Raw genomic sequence first — 22,803 nt, 5'->3', positions numbered from 1 at the left:
GATGTCGGGGGCGGTCTACGCCGAGCCCGCCTCGTCAGCGGTGGTGGCCACGTCGACGTCGGTGGCACCCCTCGCGGCGGGGCCCCCGGCGCGGGCCCCGGTCTCCACCGCCGGGGCCAGGAACGCGGCGCACACGACACAGGCGAGGACGACGAGCATGGCGGGGCGCAGGCCGAACTGGCCGCCGAGCAGGCCGAGTCCGGGTGGTCCGACGAGGAAGGCGACGTAGCCGATCACCGCCACGAGACTGACCCGTGCCGTCTGGTCCGGGCCGGACTCGCCGGCGGCCGAGAGCGCGAGAGGAAAGCCGAGCGACGCGCCCAGCCCCCACAGCAGCACCGCGGCTCCGGCCAGGACAGCGTTGTCGGAGACGATGACGACGAGCAGGCCGAGCGCGCCGGAGAGGGCGCTGGCGCGTACGACTGCGGTGCGGCCGAAGCGGTCGAGGAAGAAGGAGCCGGCGAAGCGGCCGAGGGTCATCGCGGCGGCGAAACCGGCGTACACGAGGGACCCCGCCGTCGCGTCCATGCCGTGGCCGTCGACCATCAACAGCGGCAGCCAGTCGTTGGCCGATCCCTCGGCCAGCGCCATCGCCAGCACGATCCCGCCGATGAGGAGCAGTCGCCCGTCCTTCCAGACCGCCGGGCGACGTCCGCCGTCGCCCGGTGCGTGCGCCTCCTCCGACGTGGCACGGCCGATGCCCTCCGGGAGGGCGCGCATCGCGTGGAGGAGAAGGCCGGTGGCGAGCAGGACGACCGCGGCGAGATGCCAGTGCACCGGTACACCGGCCGCCGTCGCCGCCATGCCCGCCCCGGCGCCCAGCACCGTGCCCAGGCTGAAGCAGCCGTGCAGTGCGGGCAGCGTGGTCCTGCCGCCGACCCGCTCGACATCCGTGCCGTCGACGTTCACCGCCACGTCACCGACACCCATCCCGATGCCGAAGACGCACAGGCCCGCGGTCACCGTCGCCGCCGACGCGGAGGCACTCCCCCAGCAGATCATGGCCATCCCCGAGATGAGGAGCCAGGTCCCCCAGACGATGACGGACCGGGTCCCGAACCTGGACACCAGCCGCCCCGAGCAGGAGATACCCACCATCGAACCGAGCGACAGCCCGAACAGCACCAGCCCCATGTGGGCGGTCGAGAGGTCCAGCCGATCCCGGATCGCGGGCGTGCGTGTCACCCAGGAGGACATCGCGATCCCGCACAGCAGGAAGAGCAGGAACAGCGCCTGACGCCGCCGACGCACATCCTGGTCCATAGGTGCTTCTCCATCCGGCGGGGGCAGCTCACGGCCGGGCTTCGGCACCTCGCCCAGCCGGGTAAATGTACATGCCACCACATCCTGGCAGAGAGCGCTCTCAGACGGCCCGCGGAACTCTACGAGGCGGATCCGGCCGGGGCCTGCATCGACGGCTCCAGGCGCGTGCATGCGACGGGGGCGTTCGAGACATCGCCGCCCGAACGCCCCTCGGGCACCCGCCCCGCCCCTGCCGTCGACGGCCGTGAGTCAGTCGGTCGACATCGTGGCCAGCATCGCGGCCGGGTACCGGCTTCCCGCCGAACCCTGAGGAAGGATCTGCCTGATCTGCACGAGGTCGGCGTCGGTGAGGACGACGTCGACCGCGGCGGTGTTCTCCGCCAGGCGGGCGGCGTTGCGGGTGCCGGGGATCGGGACCACGTCGTCGCCCTGGGCGAGCAGCCAGGCCAGCGCGAGCTGCGCGGCGGTGATGCCCTTGGCGGCGGCGAGCTTCTTCAGCTGCTCGGTGGCGTCGAGGTTGTACGTGTAGTTGTCGCCCTGCCACCGCTCGTCCCAGCTGCGCATGTCGTCCGCCGGGTACTCGGCGGCGGGCTTGACCACGCCGGTCAGGAAGCCGCGGCCGAGCGGAGAGTACGGGACGAACCCGATGCCCAGCTCCCGCACGACCGGCAGGATCTTCTCCTCCACCTCCCGCTCGAAGAGCGAGTACTCGGACTGCAGGGCCGTGACCGGGGTGACGGCGTGGGCGCGGCGGATGTACTGGGGGCCGACGTTGCTCAGGCCGAAGTACTTCACCTTGCCCTCGGCGATCAGTTCACCGACGACGCCCGCGACCTCCTCGGCCGGCACGTCGGGGTCGGCGGCGTGCTGGTAGAAGAGGTCGATGCGGTCGGTCCGCAGGTGGCGCAGGCTGTTCTCGGCGACCTTGCGGATGTTCTCCGGTCGGCTGTCGAACCCGGCCCCGATCTGCTGCGCGGTCATGTCGAACCCGAACTTGGTGGCCAGGACCACCTCGTCGCGGAAGTCCTTCACGGCCTCGCCGAGCAGGATCTCGTTGCTGCCGGTGCCCAGGCCGTACAGCTCGGCGGTGTCGAAGAAGTCGACCCCGAGTTCATGGGCACGGCGGAGGGTGGCGGTGCTCTCCTCGTCGTTCGAGGAGCCGTAGGCGAGGGTCATCCCCATGGTGCCGAGGCCGAGCGCGGAGACGCGCAGGCCCTGGGATCCCAGATCGCGTTGGTGCATGAGTTCTCTCCAGACATGAGGGCGAGCCCGGCCCACTACCAAACCGAACCGTTCGGTTTGACTCTAGCGCCGACTCTCCGCAATTCCAAACCAATCAGTTCGGTCACTTATCCTGGCCCTATGTCTCGCCCGACGACCGACCCGACCTCCGCGCCCCCCGCTCCGGAAGGCGCCGACTCCACCCGCGAGCGGATCGTCGCCGCCGCCACGGAGGAGTTCGCCCGTCACGGGATCGCCGGGGCCCGGGTGGACCGCATCGCCAAGCAGGCCAGGACCAGCAAGGAACGCGTCTACGCGCACTTCCGCGGCAAGGAGGCGCTCTACGCCCACGTCTCCCTGCTGGAACTGGCCCGGGTCGCGCAGGCCACCCCCATGGACCCGGACGATCTGCCGGGCTACGCGGGCCGCCTCTACGACCACTTCACGATCACCCGCCCGGACCACCACCGGCTGATCACCTGGGGGCGCCTCGAACTCACCGGCACCGCCGCTTCGTCCATCGCCGACACGGTTCGGGACACCGTCGCCGGCAAGATCGACCAGTTGCGCGAGGCACAGCGGGCGGGTCGGCTCGATCCGGCGTGGGACCCGGTCGACGTCCTCGCCCTGGTCAACCAGATCGCCACCACATGGGCGGCACAGACCGAGATCGGCGCCGTAGCGGCGGAACGGGCGGCGGACCCGTCCCTCGCCGCCCGCCGCGCCGCCGTGGTCGCCGCCGTCGAACGCCTCTTCCCCCACGTGACGCGGTAGGCCGACCTGGCCCGTGGGCGCGGCCAGGACGGCAGGCGCTCCGCGACGCACCCGCCCGGCCGGCGGACGAGCGGGCCGCGGTCAGCGCACGGTGCACCACGTCGGCGCGGAGCGGCCCGCCGCCTCGAACGGCCGCTCCCAGCACAACGGGGTCTCCTCGACCGTGACGGGAAACCGGAGCCGCCTGACCGGGGTGCCGCCCCGGCCGACGTGGACGCGGTCCTCGTACGGCCCGTCGAGCGGCAGCCGGATCTCCGGTTCCTCGGCGAAGTCGAGTGCCTCGACGGGCAGGCGACGGGGCCGGCCGGAGTCGACCAGCCGGCCGAGGGCGTTGACCGGCGTCCTGTGCTCCGGGTCGGCGAGAGCCCAGGCCGTCGTCGCGTGGGCGAGGCCGCTGCTGAACCGGACGAGGGTGTCGAAGCCTCTGCGGTCCTTCCAGGGGCCTGTCCAGCCGTAGGCGTTGAGCGCTGCTTCCGTCACCGTTCGCGGAGCACGATGCCGCTGCCCCGGCCGCCGGCAACCGGGTGACCGCGGTGCGGAGATGGCCGCGAAGCCGGCGGAGGAAGTCGACGGGAAGCGAGTGGCGCGGCCTCGCGCATGCAGGAACGTGACACCAAGGCGGGTCTGCTGACGAACCATCAACAATCCATCAGACGAGCCGACTTGACCCCGCAGCACCCCCTCCCTCACGCGCCGCTCCCCCCGCTCGGGCGCCCCGTCCCGCCGACCTCCGACGCCCCTCGCGGGCCCCGGAGGGAAATCTCGAAACTTACACGATTAAGTGACGTCCGCACCACGCCTGCGCGATGTGATCCATGCCATTCGACAGGAATCCTGTGGATCCCGCTACTTGAGACTTAAAGTGCTCGTGGCCGGGCTTCGGACCCGTAAAGCCCGGCAAAGCCGCATTTACCATGATGTGCTCCCCGACGCGTCACGGTCCCCTGAAACAGGCAGGTGACCTCAGACTCATGGCTCTCCAACACCTGACTCCGCACGACAGAGATCTCTTCCGGAAGTTCGGTCACGGCCCCACGGTTCCGGTCCCGGATCCCTTCGTGCACCACGCCTTCGCGAGATGGGCCGAAGCCGACGCCGACGCGGTCGCCGTCGAGCACGAAGGCTCCGTGATCACCTACGGCGAGCTCGACCGCCGGGCCGACGCGCTCGCCGCCCGCCTCGTCCGTGAGGGCGTACGCCCCGGCGACCACGTGGGCCTCTTCGTCCGCCGGTCCATCCCGATGGTCGTCGGCCTGCTCGGCGTGCTCAAGGCGGGCGCCGCCTATGTCCCGCAGGACATCGGACTGGTGCCCCGGGCCCAGCTGGAGCACGTCGTCGACACCGCGGACATCCGGGTCATCCTCACCCAGGAGGAACACGCCGACCGCGTCCCCGTGCCGAGCGGACGTCGTCTGCTCACCCTGGACGGCCCCCTGCCCGACGAGAGGCCCCCCGGCGTCGCCGCCGGCCCCGACGAGGAGCCCCCCTCCCTCCCCGTCGGGCCCGACGACGGCTGCTACGTGCTCTTCACCTCGGGCACCACCGGCAAGCCCAACGGCGTGAAGGTCACCCACCGCAACGTCGCGAACATCCTGCTCACCGCCCCCGGCGACCTGGGCGTCCGCCCCGGTGACCGGGTGGCCCAGCTCCTCAACATCGGCTTCGACATGGCCGCCTGGGAGATACTCGGCTGTCTGGCCCACGGCGGAACCCTCGTCGTACGGGGCAAGGACATCGCCGAGGCCGCCCGTACCGCGCATGTCATCATCGCGACCCCGACCGTGCTGTCCGGGATCGACCCGGCGCGGTGCCCCGACGTCCGGACGGTGGCCGTCGCGGGTGAGCCGTGCCCCCGCCCGCTGGCGGACCTGTGGGCGAGACGGGCCACCTTCTACAACTCCTGCGGCCCCACCGAGACCACGATCGTGAACACGATGCGCCGCCACGACCCCGATGGCCTGCTCCTCACCATCGGCAGCCCCACGCCCAACAACACCGTGTACGTCCTCGACGAGCACCTGCGGCCGGTACCCATCGGCGAGGTCGGCGAGATGTGGGCGGGCGGCGACTGTGTGTCGGCCGGCTACCTCGGCAACGACGAACTGACCGCCGAGCGCTACGCCCCCGACCCGTTCCTCGGTGACGGGCGCCGTATGTTCCGCACCCGCGACCTCGGCCGCTGGACGCCCGACGGCGAACTGGAACACCTCGGCCGCACCGACGACCAGGTCAAGGTGCGCGGCTTCCGGGTCGAACTCGACTCCGTCTCCTCGGTGCTGGAACGTACGCCCGGTTGCAGCCGTGCGGTCACGTTGAAGTGGGACGCGCGGACCCTGGTGTCGTTCGTCTGCCCGGCCGATGTCGACGTGGAGGCGGCGCGCGGCGCGGTCGCCGACGCCCTGCCGTACTACTGCGTGCCCTCCCACGTCCTGGCCCTGGCGACCCTTCCGGAGACCTCCCGCGGAAAGATCGACAAGGCCGCTCTCCTGCTGCTCGCGGAGCGCCGGCTGGCGGAACGGACGGCGACGCCCCTGGGCGGCACGGCGGCCTTCGGTGCGGAGGCCGCGTGATGACCACCTCGCCCCTCGCCACCACGCCACCGGCGGTGGACACCACGACGCCGCACCCGCTCCCCCCGCTCACCTCGCGGTTCCGACGGGCCCTCAAACACCCCCGTCTCATGCACTACAACCGCCTCGCCGCCCTCGTACTGCTGGTCAACGCGGCGTACCTGGTCCTCGGCGGGCCGCTGGACATCAGGTCGCTGGGCCACGCCTGCCTCGCCAACCTCGCGCTCGCGGTCGTCGTCCGTCAGCAGTACGTCGTCAACTTCCTCTTCCGGGTGGCCACTTGGGCACCGACCTCATGGCCGCTCAAGGTGCGCTGGACGCTCGGGAAGGTGTATCACTTCGGCGGTCTGCACGTGGGCGGGGCCCTGGCCGGGACGCTGTGGTTCGGGGGGCTCACCGTGGCGGTCACGGCACGGGGCGGTGATCCCGGGCTCACCCTGGTGAGCTGGGCGCTGGCCGCTCTGCTCGCCGGCATCGTCGCTACCGCGCTGCCGCCCTTCCGGTCCCGCTTCCACGACCACTTCGAGAAGATCCACCGCTTCGGCGGGTGGGCCGCGCTGGCCCTCTTCTGGACGCACACCGCGCTGAGCGGCGCGGGGGTGCCGGAGTTCGGAGTCCTGGCCGTCGTCACGTTCAGTGTCGCCCTGCCCTGGACGCGTCTGCGCAAGGTGCGGGTGCACGTGGAACGACCCTCGTCGCATGTGGCGTTGGCCCGCTTCGACTATGGGGAGAAACCTTTCGCCGGATCGTCGACCGCGCTCAGCCGCAGTCCGCTCAAGGAGTGGCACTCCTTCGCGAACGTACCCGCCCCGGACGATCCCGGCTTCCGGCTGACCATCTCGCGGGCCGGTGACTGGACCGCCTCATTCATCGACGACGCTCCCGAGCACGTCTGGGTGAAGGGCATCACGACCGCCGGCGTCGCCAACATCGAGGTGCTGTTCAAGAAGGTGGTCTATGTCGCCACGGGCAGCGGGATCGGCCCCTGTCTGCCGCATCTGCTGGCCGCCGAGGTCCCCTCGCGTCTGGTCTGGGCGACCCGTGCCCCACGGACCACCTACGGCGACGCCCTCGTCGACGAGATCCTCGCCGTGCAGCCGGACGCCCTTGTCTGGGACACCTCCGTGTACGGCAAGCCGGACATGGTGCGCCTCGCGTACACCGCGTACCGGGACTTCGGTGCGGAGGCGGTCATCTGCATCTCCAACAAGAAGCTCACCTGGCAGGTGGTCCAGGGCCTGGAGCGGCGGGGTGTCCCCGCGTACGGCGCGATCTGGGACTCCTGAGCGACACGCGAAAGGCGAAAGACACGCGATGAACACTCTGAAGACGGAGCGTCTGGGCCGGGTGGTCACGGTACGCCTCCACCGTCCGCACGTCCGCAACGCGCTCAGCGGCGAGTTGCTGACCGAACTGCTCGACGCCCTGCGTCCGCTCGACACGGACCCCGAGGTCGGCGCCTTCGTGGTGACCGGCGGGGAGGACGTGTTCGCGGCCGGCGCCGACATCAAGGAGATGGCGGGCAGATCGGCCGCCGACATGGCGGCTGAGGACTACTTCGCCGGCTGGGAGGAGTTCGCCGCCTTCCGTACTCCGAAGATCGCCGCGGTGAGCGGATACGCGCTGGGCGGCGGGTGCGAGCTGGCGATGATGTGCGACCTCGTCGTCGCCGGTGAGTCGGCCGTCTTCGGCCAGCCCGAGATCAAGCTCGGGGTGATCCCCGGCATCGGCGGCACCCAGCGTCTGACCCGCCTGGTCGGGCGGGCCAAGGCGATGGACCTGATCCTCACCGGCCGCACGATGGACGCCCACGAGGCCGAACGGTCCGGGCTCGTCTCCCGTGTGGTGGCCGACGACCAGGTCGCCGAGGAGGCCCAGCGGGTGGCCGCGACCGTCGCCTCCTACGGCCGCGCGGCGGTCACAGCGGCTCGCGAGTGCGTCGACCGCGCGCTGAACACCGGTCTCGACGACGGTGTGCTCTTCGAACGGCGGGTGTTCCACGGCCTGTTCGCCACGCGGGACCAGAAGGAGGGCATGAGCGCCTTCCTGGAGAAGCGCGAGCCGCGCTTCACCGGCCGCTGACGCCGGCCGACGGCTGACGGCTGACGTCCCCCGGCCCCCGCGGTCCGCCGACCGCCGGGGCCCCCCGCGGGTCCTCCCCTCAACTCCCGCAGGCACGCGGGCGGTCCCTCCAGCGCGACGGGCCGCCCCCGGCATCGAGCATCCCCTGGCACCGGACCCGTCCCCGGCCGGACGCCTCTCATCGACATGCTCCGTACTCCCCCCACGCGCGTGAGGGCGCGGACGTCCCCTCCGCGCCCCTCGCCCATGCGGCAGCACTCACGACGCTGATCGACCCCAGCGACGCCTCCCCCGGACACGACGACCGGGGTCTTCTCCGAAGGAAGAGCCGCCATGACGCGTGTTGCGCTGTTGCGCTGCCTGATTCTGATCCTCGCCGGCGCCATGCCGGTCCTGTCCATCCCCCTGTCGGTCATGGGACTGCTGTCCATGACCGAAGCAGCGCTTTTCCTGGTCACCCCGCTGTCACTGCTGACGCTGATGCTCCTGGCCCACGGCTCGGCGGAGTCGGAGTGGGCGCTGAAGGGCCTGATCGCCGGTCTGGTCGCGGTCACCGCCTATGACGCGGTGCGCGTCCCGATGGTCCTGGCGGGCATCTGGCCTGATTTCATTCCGTCCCTCGGAGGGTGGATCCTCGGCACCGAGCGTCCGCATCTACTCATGGGCTACCTGTGGCGCTATCTCGGCGACGGCGGCGGGATCGGCATGGCCTACTTCGTGTTCTGCAAGCTGGTCGCGGCCGTCCGTCCCACGCTGATCACCGCTCGGCCGACACTGCTGTCCGTCGGCTACGGCATCTTCATCTGGACCGGCCTCTGCGCCACCGTCGTCGTCATCCCCGGCGGCGCGGACCAGCTCTTCACGCTGACCCCGACGAGCTTCGTCCTCAGCCTGCTCGGCCATCTCATCTACGGCGCGGTGCTCGGCCTGTTCCTCTCGCGGCTCCACTCACCCGTCCTTCGACCCCGGCCACGCGCATCCCGTGTCACGACGGAGCCGGCCCGGACCGCGCTCGGCCACCCCGACGGCGCCGTGGCCCCGTGATGCGCGACGGCCGGGCCTGCGGACCGCGGATCACCCCTCCGTAGGGTGGGACCGTGACGGGTGTCGTCCGAGGATGGGACAGGTTGCCATGCTGTGCGGGTCGCGGGCCGGGTTCGGGCTGGAGTTCCATGTCGAACGGGACCCGGGACTGTTGTGCGTCGATGTCTTCGTCGGCGGGCTGCATGTGAACACGTGGGACAACGCGTTCTACCCGCCGCTGCTGGTCAAGAAGCTCAAGGACGAGCCGGCCCGCTTCCGCGCACCGGCCCCGCCGCCGGAGGGCTTCACCACCGCGTCCGAGTCCTTCCGCGTGGCGGAGAGCTGGATGTACGACGAGGCCCCCGCCGGGTCCGCGTTCCCGTCCGCGGCCGGTGCGGCGCTCGCCCGGTACGCGTTCCTGGAGTGGGGAGAGTGCACCGACGGCGTGACGGCCTTCGCGTTCCCCGACGGGGACCAGGTGCATCTGGCCTGTCGCCTACGTGAGGAAGGCGGTGTCACCCGGGGCGCCGAGGCACGGCACGAGCCGACGGTGGTGTCGGTGAGCCGGGCAGGGCTCGTCGACACGCTGGAGCGCGGCCTCGCCGTCGCCGAACGCGAGTGGGCCGCCCGGCGACTCACCCGCTGACCCGGCCTCAGTCGGCCTGCGCGCTCGCTCCGAGCGGCGCGATCGCCCCCTGCACGACGGCCGGGGCCGTGCCCGGCCATGCCGCGCGGTCCACCAGATCGAGGACGAGTGCCGCGATGTTCCACGCGTCGTCCTCACCGCGGTGGTGGCGTCCTTCGAGCGGCAGCCCGGCGATCCGCAGGGCGTGACTCATGCCGGGCTTCTTGCGCAACCCGTACGCCGCGGTGAACACGGCCTTGGCGTTGGTGTGGGTGCGCTCCGTCGGATAGCCGAAGGGGTAGGCCACCCCGTCGGCCCGACTCTGCCGGGCGAACTGCAGACGGTCGTACTCGCCCCAGCTCGCCCAGGGGCGCTCCCCTGCCCCGTACTCCTCGACGAGGATCCGGCACGCCTCGGCGAAGGTGACGCCCCGGTCCACCTCGGCCTGTGTCAGGCCGGTCAGTTCCGTGCAGAAGTCGCTCACCGTCGACCGCGCGGGGCGGACCAGGACACGGTGCCGCGAGACACGGCACCGTGTCGACAGGTCGACGACGGTGAGCCCGATCTCGATGATCTCGCTCACGGAGCCGGGCGGCGGCTGTCCGTCCCAGCAGGTGGCTTCCACATCGATGACGTTGAGCAGGGCGGATTCGTGGCGCATGGGGACGAGATTAGGGACGCGGCTCCGGTTCCGGCACCTGGATTTTCCGCGGCACCGCCGGCTGTAGGGGCTCTCCATCACGGCCGCGATGGACATCGGCGAGACGAAGGAAGGCAGGATGGGACACCTGCCTCAGGAGCCCGTTTCGGGAAGGACACGCGATGACCAGTACGGACCCCACCCGGTCGGGCGAGCGCGGGGGCAGGCACGGGCGCGGGCGCGGAAGCCGCGCGGACGCGGAGGTGCCGCCGGCCGCCGCGGGGCGTCCCAGGGATCCGGCGATCGAGGAGGCGATCATCCGGGCGACGCGCAGACGGCTGGCCACCGACGGCTACTCCTCGATGACGATCGGCGACATCGTCGCGGAGGCCGGAGTCACCCGCCCCACCCTGTACCGGCGCTGGGCGAACAAGTACGACCTCGTCGTCGACGCCATCCGCTACGGCCTCAGGACGCAGCGCGAGGCGTACCCGCCGCTGGACCTGGAGCGGTTGGAGCCGCGCGAGGCGTTCGTCGAAGCGGTCCGGCGCCTCGACCCGCGCCACCACAACGAGCGGGCCATGGCCCTGCACGGCAACTTCATGGCCGAGGTCGAACAGGCCCCCGGCCTGCTGGAGCAGCTGCGGGAGCACGGTGTGCGGCCCCGCTGCGAGGAACTGCTGCTCACCCTCGTCGACCTCCAGCGACGCGGCGCCGTGCGGCGGACGGCGGACCTCGACATGGCCGTGAGCCTGTGCTTCGGCAGCTACTTCGCCGACTACCTCCGCACCGGCCGCGAGGTACCCGCGGGCTTCGCCGAGCAGGTGGCCGCCACGGTCTGGCCGGCTATCGCCGTGGATCCGGACGCCGACGCCGACCCCACGCACTGATCACCCGCCACCGGGACGTGGCGGCGAGCGACCCACGACGACCCTGCCGAGTGGGATTACATTACAGTCATTGACTGTAATCAATTTCTGCGGCAAGGTCGCCCGGGACAGGTCGTGCCGATGACCCGAGAGGACGTGCAGGCCGTGGCCGAGGACAACGAGCGCGCGTTGATCGAGCGCAGCATCCCCTTCCTGGACGAGGTCAGGAACCGCACCCCCGGGAAGGAGCTCGAAGCCTGGCTCAACACGACGTACGGGCCCGACAGCGAGCTCTACCGGGACCTGGCTCGGCTGACATGAACAGCGTCGAGCGCTACCAGGGCCAGTACCACGCCCACCCGTACGGCGAGCTGAACCTGGTGGTCCCCGTGGATCCCGGCGCCACCCTGGTGGGCCCGAGCGGCCGGCAGGGGCCGGGCTGGACCGCGTCGGCGCCGGGCAGCCACCATTACCCGGAGGTGCGCGGCGGAGCGCTGATCGCCCTGTTCTACCTGTCGGCGGGACGCATCTTGTACGACATCGCCCGCCGGGACCGCGAGATCGCGAGGAACTCATGAGCGACTCGGACACGCCCCGCGTGACCCTGCTGGTGGTGTACTCGCCCCGCCCCGATGAATGCCGGCGCTTCTACCAGGACCTCGGTCTGGACTTCACGCGGGAGCGCCATGGAGAGGGGCCGGAGCACCATGCCGCCGTCCTGGGCGGCGGCACGGTTCTCGAGCTCTATCCGGCCCGCCCGGACCGGCGGACCGACGCGCTCCGTCTGGGCCTGGCGGTGGACGGCACGAGGGCCGTCCCACCGCTCTCCCCGGGACGCCATCTGCTCACCGATCCGGACGGCCGCACCGTCGAGGTCCACGCCACCTGACCGCCGTCCGACCGCTGCGGCCGCCGCGGCCGGCCGGCGAGCCGGTCGAGTCAGCGCGCGTCCGCCATGCCTGCCGCGAAGGTCGTGCCGTCGGAAGGGTCGATGAGGAGGAAGGAGCCGGTGCGGCGGGAGTCGGCGTAGGAGTCGAGGGCGACCGGTTCGGCGGTGCGGATCCTGACGCGGCCGATGTCGTTGGCGACCAGGCCGCCGGGGGCCGGGTGCTGCGCGAGGGTGTCGAGGGTCAGCCGCGACGGGATGTCCTCGACGATCGCCCTGACCGTGCGGGTGGTGTGCTTGAGCAGGACCCGTCGGCCGACGGTGAGCGGCTGGTCGGCGACATGGCAGACCGTGGCCTCGACGTCCTGGGTGAGAGCGGGCGCCCGGTCGCTCGCCACGACGAGGTCACCGCGCGCGATGTCGATGTCGTCCTCCAGCAGAACGGTCACCGACTGGGGTGCCCAGGCGACGTCGGTCGGCCCTCCCAGTTCGTCGATGGCCCTCACGGTCGAGGTGTGGCCGGCGGGCAGGACGGTCACGCGGTCGCCGACGCGCAGCGTGCCGCGGACGAGCTGCCCCGCGTAGCCGCGGTAGTCGGGATGCTCGTCGGTCCGCGGGCGGATCACGTACTGCACGGGAAGACGGGCGGGTCCGCGTGCCGTGTCCTGCTCCACGGGAACGGAGGCGAGGTGTTCGAGGATGGTGGGACCGCCGTACCAGTCCATGTTCGCGGACGGGTCCACCACGTTGTCGCCGGCCAGCGCGGAGATCGGGACGGCCGTCACCTCGTCGGCACCGAGGGCCGCGGCGTAGGCCGTGAACTCCTCGGCGATCGCGGCGAAGACGGGCTCCCGGTGGTCGACGAGGTCCATCTTGTTGACGGCGAGCACGATGTGCGGGACCCGCAGCAGGGCGGCGATCGCGGCGTGGCGGCGGGTCTGCTCGACCACCCCGTTGCGGGCGTCGACGAGGACGACGGCGAGGTCGGCGGTGGAGGCGCCGGTGACCATGTTGCGGGTGTACTGCACATGGCCGGGGGTGTCGGCGAGGATGAAGCGGCGGCGGGGCGTGGCGAAGTAGCGGTAGGCCACGTCGATGGTGATGCCCTGTTCCCGCTCGGCACGCAGACCGTCGGTCAGCAGCGCGAGATCGGGGGCGTCCGTGGCGGAGGCCCGTGTGACGGCCGCCAGTTGGTCCGAGAGGATCGACTTGGAGTCGTGCAACAGCCGTCCCACGAGGGTGGACTTGCCGTCGTCGACCGAACCGGCCGTCGCGAAGCGCAGGGTGTCGATGGTCGTCATGGCTAGAAGTACCCCTCCCGTTTGCGGTCTTCCATGGCGGCCTCGGACACTTTGTCGTCGGCGCGGGTCGCGCCCCGTTCGGTGAGCCGGGAGGCGGCGATCTCGGTGATCACGGCGTCCAGCGTGGTCGCGTCGGAGTCGACGGCGCCCGTGCAGGACATGTCACCGACGGTCCGGTAGCGGACGAGGCGCTTCTCGACGCTCTCGCCGTCCTTGGGGCCGCCCCACTCGCCGGCGGTCAGCCACATCCCGGCCCGCCGGAACACCTCGCGCTCGTGCGCGAAGTAGATCTCCGGCAGCTCGATGCCCTCGCGGGCGATGTACTGCCACACGTCCAGCTCGGTCCAGTTGGAGAGCGGGAAGACCCGCACGTGCTCACCCGGTGTGTGGCGGCCGTTGTAGAGGTTCCACAGCTCGGGGCGCTGGCGGCGCGGGTCCCACTGGGAGAACTCGTCCCGCAGCGAGAACACCCGCTCCTTGGCGCGGGCCTTCTCCTCGTCGCGTCGGCCGCCGCCGAAGACGGCGTCGAAGCGCTCGCGCTGGATCGTCTCCGTCAACGGCACTGTCTGGAGGGGGTTGCGGGTCCCGTCGGGACGCTCGCGCAGCACACCCCGGTCGATGTAGTCCTGGACGGAGGCCACATGCAGCCGCAGTCCGTGGCGGGCCACCGTGCGGTCGCGGTACTCCAGTACCTCGGGGAAGTTGTGTCCGGTGTCCACGTGCAGCAGGGAGAAGGGGACCGCGGCGGGCGCGAAGGCCTTCAGCGCCAGGTGCAGCATGACGATGGAGTCCTTGCCGCCGGAGAAGAGGATCACCGGCCGCTCGAACTCGCCCGCCACCTCGCGGAAGATGTGGACGGCCTCGGACTCCAGCGCGTCCAGGTGCGACAGCGTGTACGGACTGTCGGTCGTGTCGAAGACTCGGGTGACGGTCGTCATGCCAGGCCCCTCTCGGTGAGCAGCGCGTACAGCGCCTTCGCGGACTCCCCCACGGACTGGTGCTGCGACGCGATCCGGAGATCGGGCGACTCCGGTTCCTCGTACGGGTCGTCGACGCCGGTGAGCCCGGAGATCTCCCCTGCGGCCTGCCGGGCGTACAGTCCCTTCACATCGCGTACGGAGCACACCTCGACCGGCGTCGCCACATGCACCTCGACGTACGGTGTTCCGCCGGCCCGGTGACGCCGCCGGACGGCGTCGCGGCTTTCGGCGTACGGCGCGATCACCGGCACCAGCGCCACCACCCCGTTGCGGGCGAGGACCTCGGCGACCAGGCCGATGCGCTGCACGTTGGTGTCGCGGTCCGCGCGGGAGAAGCCGAGGCCGGCGGAGAGGAAGCGGCGGATCTCGTCACCGTCCAGCACTTCCACCCGGCGGCTGTCGGCGCGCAGCAGCCGTGCCAGTTCGCGGGCGATCGTCGTCTTGCCGGCGCTCGGCAGACCGGTCAGCCAGATCGTCGCTCCCGGCCGGCAGGTGCAGTAGACCTCCGGGGTGGTCGGGGCGTCGGTCTTCGTCGTACCGCTAGGCATGGGAGAGATCCTTGTCGCTGGTGGGCGGCGGACCCGTGCGGCCGATGGCGCTCTCGGGTGATCCCTCGCGGGGGAGCTGGAGGGTCAGCGCGCCCAGGACCAGGGTGGTCACGGCGATCACGGCGTAGTACCAGGTGAAGTCCCCGGTCCATGACTTGAGGAAGCCCGCCGTGTAGTTCCCGACGATCCCGCCGAGCCCCTGCGTCACGTTCGTGACACCGAAGATGACGGTCGCGGCGGCTCCCGAGGCGGTCTTCGACACATAGGCGGGGACCAGCCCGTAGATGGGATAGAACGCGAGGGCGAAGAGGATTCCGGAGACCATGGGGAGGTAGCCGATCGGCGCCACCACGAGCAGGACCGCCGAGACGAAGAACATGCCGTAGCACAGGACCAGTGAGGTGCGTACGCCGATCCGGTCGGAGAGCCAGCCGACGGCGAATCCCGCGAACATGCCGATGACGCCGATGACTCCCCACACCTGTGCCGCGAACCCGATGTCGAAGCCGAGTCCCTCGCGCAGGTAGGGCGAGAGATAGTTCTGGAACGGCATGCAGGCGAACCCGTTGAGGAACTTCATCACCCAGACGATGACGACCCACCGGACGAGCACCATGCGCCAGCCGGCCCGCGCGCTGTCGTCGCGGTCCGTGGTCCCGGTGCCGGGGTCCTGTCCGTCCCCGGCCCGCTCGGCGGCCCGTTCGGCCCGGAACAGCCCCAGCCGGTGGAAGGCGTAGGCCGCGATCGCGGTGGAGGTCAGGGTGCCGAGCCCGACGCAGTACCAGAGGCCGCGCCAGTTCCCCCCGCCGACGAAGGAGGGGACCAGGAGACTGTTGACGAAGACGCCGTAGCTGGTGCCGCTGGAGATCAGGCCCAGCACCTTGCCGCGGTGTTCGTAGTCGATGGTCCTGCCGACGATCTCGACCAGCGGCACATAGACGGAGGCCGCCGTACCGCCCATGATCGTCAGCAGGACGCCGATGACGACGATGCTGTCCGTGAGCGGGATGAGCACCAGGCACAGGCCGCACAGGGCGGCCGAGCCGATGGTGACCTGGCCGCCGCCCACGCGGGTGGAGAGCCAGGTGCCGAGCAGCGCGAACAGCAGGAATCCGAGCTGGCCGGACGCCGTGACCGTGCCGACCACGGTGTAGCCGAACCCGAGGTCCTTGCGCATGTCCGTGACGATCTGCGCGAAGAGATAGAACCCGAATCCGTAGGTGGCCGCCACGAAACTGGTCAGGAGCGCCGTGATGACGAACGCCGCGACGAGTCGTGAGCGTGGTGTGGGTGGCGCTGTCTCGGTTGCCACAACCGCTGCCTTTCTCTACCTGTCCTGTCCGACCATGGGTGCGGGCCGGTCGTGTCAGGGCTTCCTGGCGACGTGGATGATGAAATCGGTGGCGTCGGCGTCGTAGTTCCGGTCGAAGTCGCCGAATTCCTCGACCGCCGCGAACCCGGAGTCGACGAGCAGGTCCGACAGCTCGGCGGACAGGATCGGGTACACCTCCAGATGGTGGGTGTCGCCGCCGGGGAACTCGTACCGGAAGCGGCACAGTCGGTCGTCGACGTGCGCGACAGAGACCGAGGCACCCGTTCCGCAGTAGTAGTAGTCGCCGCTGCTGCGGTACCGGTGGCGGCGGATGGCGTCGAAGTTGCGGTGGTCGACGACGAGCACCCCGCCGGGGTTCAACGCCTCGTGGAACTCGGCGAGGACCGCGCGGCGCTCGGACTCCCGGAAGAGATGGGGGAAGGAGCTCCCGAGACACACGATCGCGTCGTAGCGGCCGTCGATGTTCTCCCGCAGTCGTCGCCAGTCCGAACGGACGACGGGGAAGGACTGTCCGTGGCGGGCGGCGTTGACCCGGGTGCGCTCGATCATCTCCGCGCTGCCGTCGACCGCGGTGACGTCGAAGCCGGCCCGCGCGAATGTGACGGCGTGGTACCCGGTGCCGGTCGCGACGTCCAGGACGCGACGGGCCCCGGCCTCCGCGAGGAGGTCGGCGAAGAAGCCCTGTTCGGACTCCCCGCGGCGGTCCCAGTCGATCAGGTCGTCCCAGTGGTCGACGAGGGTGCGGACGTACTGGCCCGCGAAGTCGTCCGCCGAAGGGGCGGTGTCTGTGGTCATGCGTGTCTCCCCGGTCGTCCGTCGGTGTGAGGGGATCGATCGCCGTCCCGGCGGCGGGTTCAGCGGAACCCGTCGGCGAAGGCGGCGTACTTGCGGCCCAGTTCGTCGGCCCAGTCGGCGCAGTCGCCGAGTTTCATGCTGGGACAGTCGTAGCCGAGCAGCCGCTTCATGACGGACATCTCCGCCTCGGCGAAGTGCACGGTCGCGTCGTCGTCGATGCGGTCGATGCCGTCCGCCCGTTGGCAGTCCTCGTTGAGCCGGACGGCCTCCTCCCGGGTGAGCCCGTCGGGCAGATCGAGCGTCCCGCCGTCCCGGTGCACGCGCACCGGGTAGCCGCCGGGGAGCCCGCCGGGTGCAGGGGCGTGCGCGAGGGCGCCGCTGTCCGTCGCCATGCCGTGCAGGACCCGTACGGCGGAGGACGCGGTGAGGAGTTGGCCGTCGATGCCGCCCAGCCGCTTGAGCCGGTGGTCGAGCTGGGCGAACAGCGCGTGGTGGTCGATCCCGGCGGGGGTGTCGCCGTCGACGCGCACCTCCAGGTGGTAGGCGCCCCTGCCCGCGTCGCCGAACCGGGGGACGTAGTGGCTGAAGTAGTGCTGAGCCACCAGCCGTACCTCCACGTCGGCCGGGTGGGCGTCCAGGAGATGGGCGGCCCCGTGCGTGAGGGCGGGCACGATGTTGGCCACGTTCCCCACGCCGATGGTGGGAGCCAGGCCGATCTTGTCGAGCACGGGTCCCACGGCGTCCGGGAAGGCGGCGTTCACCACCCTCGTCTCGACGGCGGACTCCCGCACCGCCCGCATCAGCAGGTGGTTGAGCGTCAGATGCATGGGCAGCCAGGGCCCGAACTGGGCTTCGTCCAGCTCCTCGAAGGTCTGCCTGGGCAGTTGGGTGATGACCCGCCACGACTGGAGGGAGCCGCCCATGAACACGATGTCCGGGCGCACCCGGGCGAGCGTCTCGGCCGTGGCGTCGACGTTCCTCAGGTCCATGTGCACGGTGTCGACGCTGCCGTGCCGGCCCAGGTTCGTCGCGGTGAACAGGGCGAGGTTGCCCCTCCTGCGGATGGTCTCGGTGTCTCGCCCCGCCAGCACGACCCGGTCGGTCGCCGGGTCGGCGAGCAGCATGCCGAGGACCTTGGCCGAGAGGTCCCCCATGCCGACGAGCATGATGAGGGGTTTCTGCGCGGGGCCGCGGGTGGCGCCCCGGGTGCGGGAGTGTCGGCTCACCGTCTTCGCCTTTCTCGCCTCAGCGCGGGTAGGAGCCGTTGTCGGCGCGCAGCAGGGCGCCGGTCAGGGTCCGCGACCGGTCGCTCAGCAGGTAGGCGCAGACATCGGCGACGTACTCGGGGTGGATGTCGCCGTCGAGCAGCTCCTGCCGCTTGTACTCGGCGTACCGGTGGTCGGGGATACGGTCCGCGATGGCCGTACGGACGATCAGCCCGGGCGAGACCACGTTGACCCTGATGTACGGGGCGAAGTTCATGGCGTTGGACTTGGTGAGCCCGATGACGCCCGCCTTGACCGTTCCGTACAGCGCGTCGGAGCTGCCCACCTCTCCGGCGACGGAGGCCAGGTTCACGATCGCGCCACGCCTCTCGGCAGGCAGGAGGTGGGCGGCGAAGCGGCGCGAGAGCCACACCGGGCCCTTGATGTTGACGCCGATGACCCGGTCGATCGTCTCGTCGTCGTACTCCTGCACCGGTCGTCCGAGGTAGAGACCGGCGTTGTTGACGAGTCCGTCGACGTCCGGGTGTGCCGCGACGACCGCGTCCATGAAGGCGTCGCAGTCCTCGTGCGAGGCGATGTCACGGACGTGTGTGTCCAGTGGTCGGCCGTGGTGTTCGTCGGCGAGGGACTTCAGTCCGGACTCGTCGATGTCGCAGGTGACGACCGTCCTGCCCTCGTCGAGCAGGCGGCCCACCAGGGCCCGGCCCACCCCACCGGCTCCGCCGGTGACGATCACGGTGCCGGCGCTCACAGCGCCACCTCCTTCGCCGGCCGGAGCCGGAACTGGTCCAGGTGTCGGTAGAAGGGCTCGCAGTGGCGCACGAACTCCCGCAGGTGCGGCATGTCGGCGTAGCCGAACCGGTAGTCGCGCCGCGGGGCCCGGATTCCGCTGCTCGCCGAGACGTCGGTGTGCCATCCGCTCCAGGTCGTCCACTCCGGTCGCTCCCCCGCCGACCAGTTGAGGGCCTCGGGCAGGAAGGGCACGCCGATCGCCTCGCAGTAGGCGGCGATGGTCTCCGTCGGCCGGGCGGCCAGGTCCGAGGCGTTGAGGACGAGCGGAGGGGTGCCCGTCAGTTCGCTGACGTGGTCGAAGAGCCGGGCGAGTTCCTCGTAGCCGAGTACGTCCCGGGTGACGTCGGGGTGGACGGTGGCGTGCGAGAGGACCGCTTCCTCCGGGTCCCGGATCAGGAAGGTGTTGATCTGGCCCCGCAGGTACGCGGGGTCGGCCAGCAGATGGTCCAGGCAGTGGTAGGGGAAGTCCTTGTGGAACACGGGCTGGTGTCGCCGTGCCTCCTCCATCGCCCTTTTGATGTCGGGGTAGGTGAGCGGGTGGCCCGGCTGGGGGTTCTTGTGGGGGATCGCGGCGCGTTCCTCGTGCATGAAGAAGACGTAGGCGAACTCCTCGTGGAAGACCTTGAAGTCGCCACGCTCGATGAAGGACCGTTCGAGCGCCGTCGACATCGACCTGGGATGACTCCACAGCGCGACGGACGGGTGCATGGGGGCCTCACTCTCCTCGGGCCGTGGTCAGCGGGTGCTTCCGGACAGCAGCAGCGGCCGCGCGGAGTCGGACATCGTCTGCAGCTGGTGGGCGATGAAGTCGAGCAACTTCCGTGTGTTGCCGAGGACTTCGGCGTAGGTCTCGATGAAGGAGCCGTAGTGCGCGAACTCGTCCACGCCCATGCCCTGGGGGTCGTAGGCCCGGTGGAAGGAGGGGAGCCACATCAGCTTCTCCAGCACCCGGGCCGGGACCTCGCGCTCGATGGCGTCGGCGGCGAAGGACGGCAGCTCGTGGTCGCGGCGCATCACATCGGCCACGAAGCGGGGCTTGCAGGTGTAGGCGATCGCTCCGCCCGCGCTCTCCTCCAGATGCATGCTCAGCGCCCCGGACCCCGCTGCCGGATTCTCGACCTCCAGGCTGGACAGCAGCAGCTTCACCGGGTGGCCGTGTTCGGCGATACGGCGGTGGACGCGCTTGAGGATGGCGACCTCGGCCCAGCGGATCTCGCTCGGGGTGAGGTCCATGCCGCGGATGGCGGCCTCGCAGCGCAGATCGGTGTTGGCGCCGAACCGCCCGGTCATGTGTGTGAAGACGGCACGCCACCGATCGGTCGCGACGCCCCGGCGGCGGGCCTCGGCGAGCCCGGACTCGACGGCCTCGGCGCAGGCGAGGAACTGCGGAACGGTGTACGAGAGCGTGTTGTTGACGGACGTGCCACGGGCCACGAGCTGCCGGATCACCTCGTACCCGGCCGCGGAACCGGGCACCTTCACCATCAGGTTCGGGGCTATCCGGGCGATCCGCAGGGCCTGTTCGAGCATGAGGTCGGCGTTGAACATCAGCCGGGGATCGAGCTGGCCGGACACCCAGCCGAACCGGCCCCCGCTCGCCTCCCACATGGGCAGCATCCGCGCCGCCGCTCGGCGCAGCGCCTCCTCGTACACGAGACGGAAGGTGCTCTCCACGTCGGGGACACTCTGGCTCCGGATGGTTTCCCGGATCTCCGCCCGCCATGTGTCGGGCGAGGCGAGAATGCTCTTCGCCACCAGTGACGGGTTGGTCGTTATTCCGCGGACCAGCGAGGCGTCGGGTTTCTCCGGACAGAGAAACCGGTCGAGTTGCCGGCTCCAGCGGTGGTGCGATTCCTGGTCGGGCGCGTCGTTGAGGAAATGCCTGCGCCACCGGGGGAAATCGAGGGGTGAGGAGTCCCACCAGATTTCGGCGGCCGGGCTGACGCGCTGCAGTTCTTCGAGAACGATGGGCATGTGAGGAGTACCTTCCGGTCTGATCCCCGAATCCGGGGAAAGACGGCACACATACGGAAGCAGGCCGTTCTAGCGAGCCGATATCGAACCGCTCACGGGCCGCCCCGCGGGCCTCGTCGTGAGCAGAGCGGGAAGCGCGGCCATCGACTCGAAGGTGATCGCGCCGGCCGCGGCGAGAGCGGCGGCCGTGCCGTTCTCGGGCGGCGCGTAGCCGAACACGGTCATGCCGGCGGCGACCGCGGCCCGTACGCCGACGAGACTGTCCTCGACGACGACGCACCGGTCGGCCGGGACACCCAGATCGCGCGCGGCGTGCAGGAACAGGCCGGGGTCCGGCTTCCACACGCCGACCTCGTACGCGCTGTAGACGCGGCCCCTGAACCGTGGCAGCAGGCCGGTCAGTCCGAGCGTGTGCTCGATCTTGTCGCGGGGTGCGCTGGAGGCCGTGCAGAACGGCAGAGTCAGCTCGTCGAGCATCCGCGGCACATGGGGAACCGGCCGTAGGGCGGCGGTGAACAGGGCGGCCGACCGCCGACGGAACTCGGGCACGAAATCGGGCGCCAGCGGTCTGCCGAGCCGCGCTTCGAGTTCGGAGACCCAGGTGGCGACCTTGCGGCCCCGGATGAAGGCGAGCGCGGCGGCCGGCGTGAGCACGACGCCCTCCTCCGCCGCCATCTCCAGTACGGCCTGTGCGCTGAGCTTCTCGCTGTCCACCAGCACGCCGTCGCAGTCGAAGACGACCAGACTCTTTTCCACGGCCAGGGCCTTTCGTCGAGATGCGGACGAATCCCAGGGCACCACGGCCGCCTCACGATTCACTCCTCGTCGGATATCACGGAGATCAGGGCGACCAAAGAGGGTGAAAACGGGCGCGGTTGACAGAGTCCTGGGTGATTCGAGCCGGAAAGTGGAGCCGTTGTGGTGTCCGAGTTACGTTCGGGAGCACCGGAGACTTCGACACGAGAGGAATTCCTATGGAGTTCGGAGTTCTCGGCCCGCTTTCCGTGACCGATTCGACGGTGCGCACCCCGGCCCGCGTCGCGTCGGGCGGGGGTCCGTACGACACCGGGGACCGGTTGCCGTCCGCGCCCAAGACGCGCCAGCTGCTCGCGCTGCTGCTCCTGCACGCGGGCGACCAGGTCTCGCTCGACACCTGCGTCCAGGAACTGTGGGGGGACGACTCACCGCGCAGCGCGGTGCAGAGCGTGCACACCCGGGTCTTCCAACTGCGCCGGGCCCTCGCGGCGTGGCCGTCGGTGGGTTCCGCGCAGGCCGCCAAGCGCGTCCTCGCCACGTGCTACCAGGGCTATCTGCTGCGCGTGCCGCAGGGCTGCCTGGACCTGCACGCGCTGGACAGTCATCTGGCGCGGGCCCGCCGCGCCCAGGCCTTCGACGACGACGTGCTCCTCGCGACCTGCCTGCGCTCGGCGCTCGGGCTGTGGCGCGGCCGCACCCTCGCCGACGTCCAGGCCGGCCCGCACCTCCAGGCACAGGTCGCCCGCCTCGAAGGCGTCAGGATGACGGTCCTCGAACAGTGCCTGGACGCCGAGTTGCGGCTCGGTCTGCACCACCAGGTGCTGTCCGAACTGGGGCTGCTCGTCTCCCGGTATCCGCTGCACGAGAACCTGCACGCCCAGTACATGATCGCCCTCTACCGGTGCGGGCGCACCGCGCACGCCCTGGAGGTCTTCCACCTGCTGAGCCGCCATCTCGCCGACGAGTTGGGCATCGGGCCGTCGCACAAACTGCGCGAGCTGCAGACCGCCGTGCTCACCGAGAACGCGGAGCTGGACGTGCGGCCCCCGCAGAACCTGCGGCTCTCCCTGGATCTCGTCGCCGGCCACTGACACCACAGCCGCCGCGCGTCCGCGAAGGAGCCGGTCCGCCCACGAGAGAGCCGA

The 22,803-nt window shown here is 70.7% G+C and carries 25 protein-coding genes; 11 read left to right on the top strand and 14 right to left on the bottom strand.

Annotation, left to right across the window (positions count from 1 at the left end):
* Positions 1 to 15 precede the first annotated feature (15 nt).
* On the bottom strand, positions 16 to 1,263 hold the full coding sequence (locus HW837_RS36665) for an MFS transporter (RefSeq protein ID WP_193381210.1): 1,248 nt from the start codon (positions 1,261 to 1,263) through the stop codon (positions 16 to 18).
* A gap of 249 nt (positions 1,264 to 1,512) precedes the next feature.
* Positions 1,513 to 2,505: an aldo/keto reductase gene (locus HW837_RS36660; protein ID WP_093792879.1), complete on the bottom strand. Its 993-nt coding sequence runs from the start codon at positions 2,503 to 2,505 to the stop codon at positions 1,513 to 1,515.
* A 120-nt stretch (positions 2,506 to 2,625) separates the two neighbouring features.
* On the opposite strand from HW837_RS36660, the gene HW837_RS36655 reads away from it, so the two are divergent.
* Complete coding sequence (locus HW837_RS36655; protein ID WP_045560440.1) at positions 2,626 to 3,258, top strand: TetR/AcrR family transcriptional regulator; 633 nt, start codon at positions 2,626 to 2,628, stop codon at positions 3,256 to 3,258.
* A gap of 81 nt (positions 3,259 to 3,339) precedes the next feature.
* On the opposite strand, the gene HW837_RS36650 is transcribed toward HW837_RS36655, so the two are convergent.
* Positions 3,340 to 3,738 carry a hypothetical protein gene (locus tag HW837_RS36650; protein WP_193381209.1) on the bottom strand — a complete coding sequence of 133 codons (399 nt, stop codon included), beginning with the start codon at positions 3,736 to 3,738 and terminating at the stop codon, positions 3,340 to 3,342.
* A gap of 491 nt (positions 3,739 to 4,229) precedes the next feature.
* Between HW837_RS36650 and HW837_RS36645 the strand changes: the two genes are divergently transcribed.
* The 5 genes from HW837_RS36645 (at position 4,230) to HW837_RS36625 (ending at position 9,579) form a co-directional block, all read left to right on the top strand.
* On the top strand, positions 4,230 to 5,828 hold the full coding sequence (locus HW837_RS36645; RefSeq protein WP_045560438.1) for an amino acid adenylation domain-containing protein: 1,599 nt from the start codon (positions 4,230 to 4,232) through the stop codon (positions 5,826 to 5,828).
* Positions 5,828 to 7,114, top strand: coding sequence for a ferredoxin reductase domain-containing protein (locus HW837_RS36640; protein WP_193381208.1), 1,287 nt, complete (start codon positions 5,828 to 5,830; stop codon positions 7,112 to 7,114). The genes HW837_RS36645 and HW837_RS36640 overlap by 1 nt, the downstream gene beginning before the upstream one ends.
* A gap of 28 nt (positions 7,115 to 7,142) precedes the next feature.
* Positions 7,143 to 7,910 carry an enoyl-CoA hydratase-related protein gene (locus tag HW837_RS36635; protein WP_045560437.1) on the top strand — a complete coding sequence of 256 codons (768 nt, stop codon included), beginning with the start codon at positions 7,143 to 7,145 and terminating at the stop codon, positions 7,908 to 7,910.
* A 333-nt stretch (positions 7,911 to 8,243) separates the two neighbouring features.
* A complete protein-coding gene (locus HW837_RS36630; protein WP_052683042.1) occupies positions 8,244 to 8,954 on the top strand; it encodes a hypothetical protein in 711 nt (236 codons plus the stop codon).
* 73 nt (positions 8,955 to 9,027) lie between these two features.
* Positions 9,028 to 9,579 (top strand): hypothetical protein, encoded by a 552-nt coding sequence (locus HW837_RS36625; RefSeq protein ID WP_199837394.1) that lies wholly within the window; start codon positions 9,028 to 9,030, stop codon positions 9,577 to 9,579.
* 7 nt (positions 9,580 to 9,586) lie between these two features.
* Here HW837_RS36625 and HW837_RS36620 read toward each other — a convergent pair whose 3' ends face one another.
* Positions 9,587 to 10,219 (bottom strand): 3'-5' exonuclease, encoded by a 633-nt coding sequence (locus HW837_RS36620; protein WP_193381207.1) that lies wholly within the window; start codon positions 10,217 to 10,219, stop codon positions 9,587 to 9,589.
* 161 nt (positions 10,220 to 10,380) lie between these two features.
* On the opposite strand from HW837_RS36620, the gene HW837_RS36615 reads away from it, so the two are divergent.
* From HW837_RS36615 to HW837_RS36605, 4 genes are all read left to right on the top strand, one after another.
* Entirely contained in the window at positions 10,381 to 11,088 is a 708-nt protein-coding gene (locus tag HW837_RS36615) for a TetR/AcrR family transcriptional regulator (protein ID WP_193382659.1), read from the top strand.
* Positions 11,089 to 11,208: 120 nt separating this feature from the next.
* The gene (locus HW837_RS50500) at positions 11,209 to 11,388 is read left to right on the top strand and encodes a 4-hydroxylaminobenzoate lyase (protein WP_196789827.1); all 180 of its coding nucleotides are present in this window, start codon (positions 11,209 to 11,211) and stop codon (positions 11,386 to 11,388) included.
* A complete protein-coding gene (locus tag HW837_RS50495; RefSeq protein ID WP_196789828.1) occupies positions 11,385 to 11,645 on the top strand; it encodes a 4-hydroxylaminobenzoate lyase in 261 nt (86 codons plus the stop codon). Before HW837_RS50500 ends, HW837_RS50495 begins: the two co-directional genes overlap by 4 nt.
* Positions 11,642 to 11,956, top strand: coding sequence for a VOC family protein (locus tag HW837_RS36605; RefSeq protein WP_045560434.1), 315 nt, complete (start codon positions 11,642 to 11,644; stop codon positions 11,954 to 11,956). Before HW837_RS50495 ends, HW837_RS36605 begins: the two co-directional genes overlap by 4 nt.
* A gap of 50 nt (positions 11,957 to 12,006) precedes the next feature.
* Here HW837_RS36605 and HW837_RS36600 read toward each other — a convergent pair whose 3' ends face one another.
* From HW837_RS36600 to HW837_RS36555, 10 genes are all read right to left on the bottom strand, one after another.
* Entirely contained in the window at positions 12,007 to 13,254 is a 1,248-nt protein-coding gene (locus HW837_RS36600) for a sulfate adenylyltransferase subunit 1 (protein WP_193381205.1), read from the bottom strand.
* Positions 13,255 to 13,256: 2 nt separating this feature from the next.
* Positions 13,257 to 14,192 carry a sulfate adenylyltransferase subunit CysD gene (cysD, locus tag HW837_RS36595; protein ID WP_193381204.1) on the bottom strand — a complete coding sequence of 312 codons (936 nt, stop codon included), beginning with the start codon at positions 14,190 to 14,192 and terminating at the stop codon, positions 13,257 to 13,259.
* Positions 14,189 to 14,782: an adenylyl-sulfate kinase gene (cysC, locus tag HW837_RS36590; protein ID WP_078853722.1), complete on the bottom strand. Its 594-nt coding sequence runs from the start codon at positions 14,780 to 14,782 to the stop codon at positions 14,189 to 14,191. The genes cysD and cysC overlap by 4 nt, the downstream gene beginning before the upstream one ends.
* A complete protein-coding gene (locus HW837_RS36585; RefSeq protein ID WP_093789911.1) occupies positions 14,775 to 16,094 on the bottom strand; it encodes an MFS transporter in 1,320 nt (439 codons plus the stop codon). The genes cysC and HW837_RS36585 overlap by 8 nt, the downstream gene beginning before the upstream one ends.
* A gap of 54 nt (positions 16,095 to 16,148) precedes the next feature.
* Positions 16,149 to 16,910 (bottom strand): class I SAM-dependent methyltransferase, encoded by a 762-nt coding sequence (locus HW837_RS36580; RefSeq protein WP_093789912.1) that lies wholly within the window; start codon positions 16,908 to 16,910, stop codon positions 16,149 to 16,151.
* A 59-nt stretch (positions 16,911 to 16,969) separates the two neighbouring features.
* Positions 16,970 to 18,136: a hypothetical protein gene (locus HW837_RS36575; protein WP_052683040.1), complete on the bottom strand. Its 1,167-nt coding sequence runs from the start codon at positions 18,134 to 18,136 to the stop codon at positions 16,970 to 16,972.
* 19 nt (positions 18,137 to 18,155) lie between these two features.
* Positions 18,156 to 18,887 (bottom strand): SDR family NAD(P)-dependent oxidoreductase, encoded by a 732-nt coding sequence (locus tag HW837_RS36570; RefSeq protein WP_045560429.1) that lies wholly within the window; start codon positions 18,885 to 18,887, stop codon positions 18,156 to 18,158.
* Positions 18,884 to 19,636 (bottom strand): sulfotransferase-like domain-containing protein, encoded by a 753-nt coding sequence (locus HW837_RS36565; RefSeq protein ID WP_045560428.1) that lies wholly within the window; start codon positions 19,634 to 19,636, stop codon positions 18,884 to 18,886. The genes HW837_RS36570 and HW837_RS36565 overlap by 4 nt, the downstream gene beginning before the upstream one ends.
* A gap of 27 nt (positions 19,637 to 19,663) precedes the next feature.
* On the bottom strand, positions 19,664 to 20,902 hold the full coding sequence (locus HW837_RS36560) for a transaldolase family protein (RefSeq protein ID WP_045560427.1): 1,239 nt from the start codon (positions 20,900 to 20,902) through the stop codon (positions 19,664 to 19,666).
* A 69-nt stretch (positions 20,903 to 20,971) separates the two neighbouring features.
* Complete coding sequence (locus HW837_RS36555) at positions 20,972 to 21,658, bottom strand: HAD-IA family hydrolase (protein WP_159040936.1); 687 nt, start codon at positions 21,656 to 21,658, stop codon at positions 20,972 to 20,974.
* A gap of 218 nt (positions 21,659 to 21,876) precedes the next feature.
* Here HW837_RS36555 and HW837_RS36550 point away from each other — a divergent pair, with 218 nt between their 5' ends.
* On the top strand, positions 21,877 to 22,749 hold the full coding sequence (locus HW837_RS36550; RefSeq protein ID WP_052683038.1) for an AfsR/SARP family transcriptional regulator: 873 nt from the start codon (positions 21,877 to 21,879) through the stop codon (positions 22,747 to 22,749).
* Positions 22,750 to 22,803 lie beyond the last annotated feature (54 nt).

It is taken from the genome of Streptomyces caniscabiei, from assembly GCF_014930365.1.
Taxonomy (GTDB): Bacteria; Actinomycetota; Actinomycetes; order Streptomycetales; family Streptomycetaceae; genus Streptomyces; species Streptomyces caniscabiei.
Note: the sequence above shows the minus strand (reverse complement) of the source record. Positions and strands in the feature narration are given on the sequence as shown.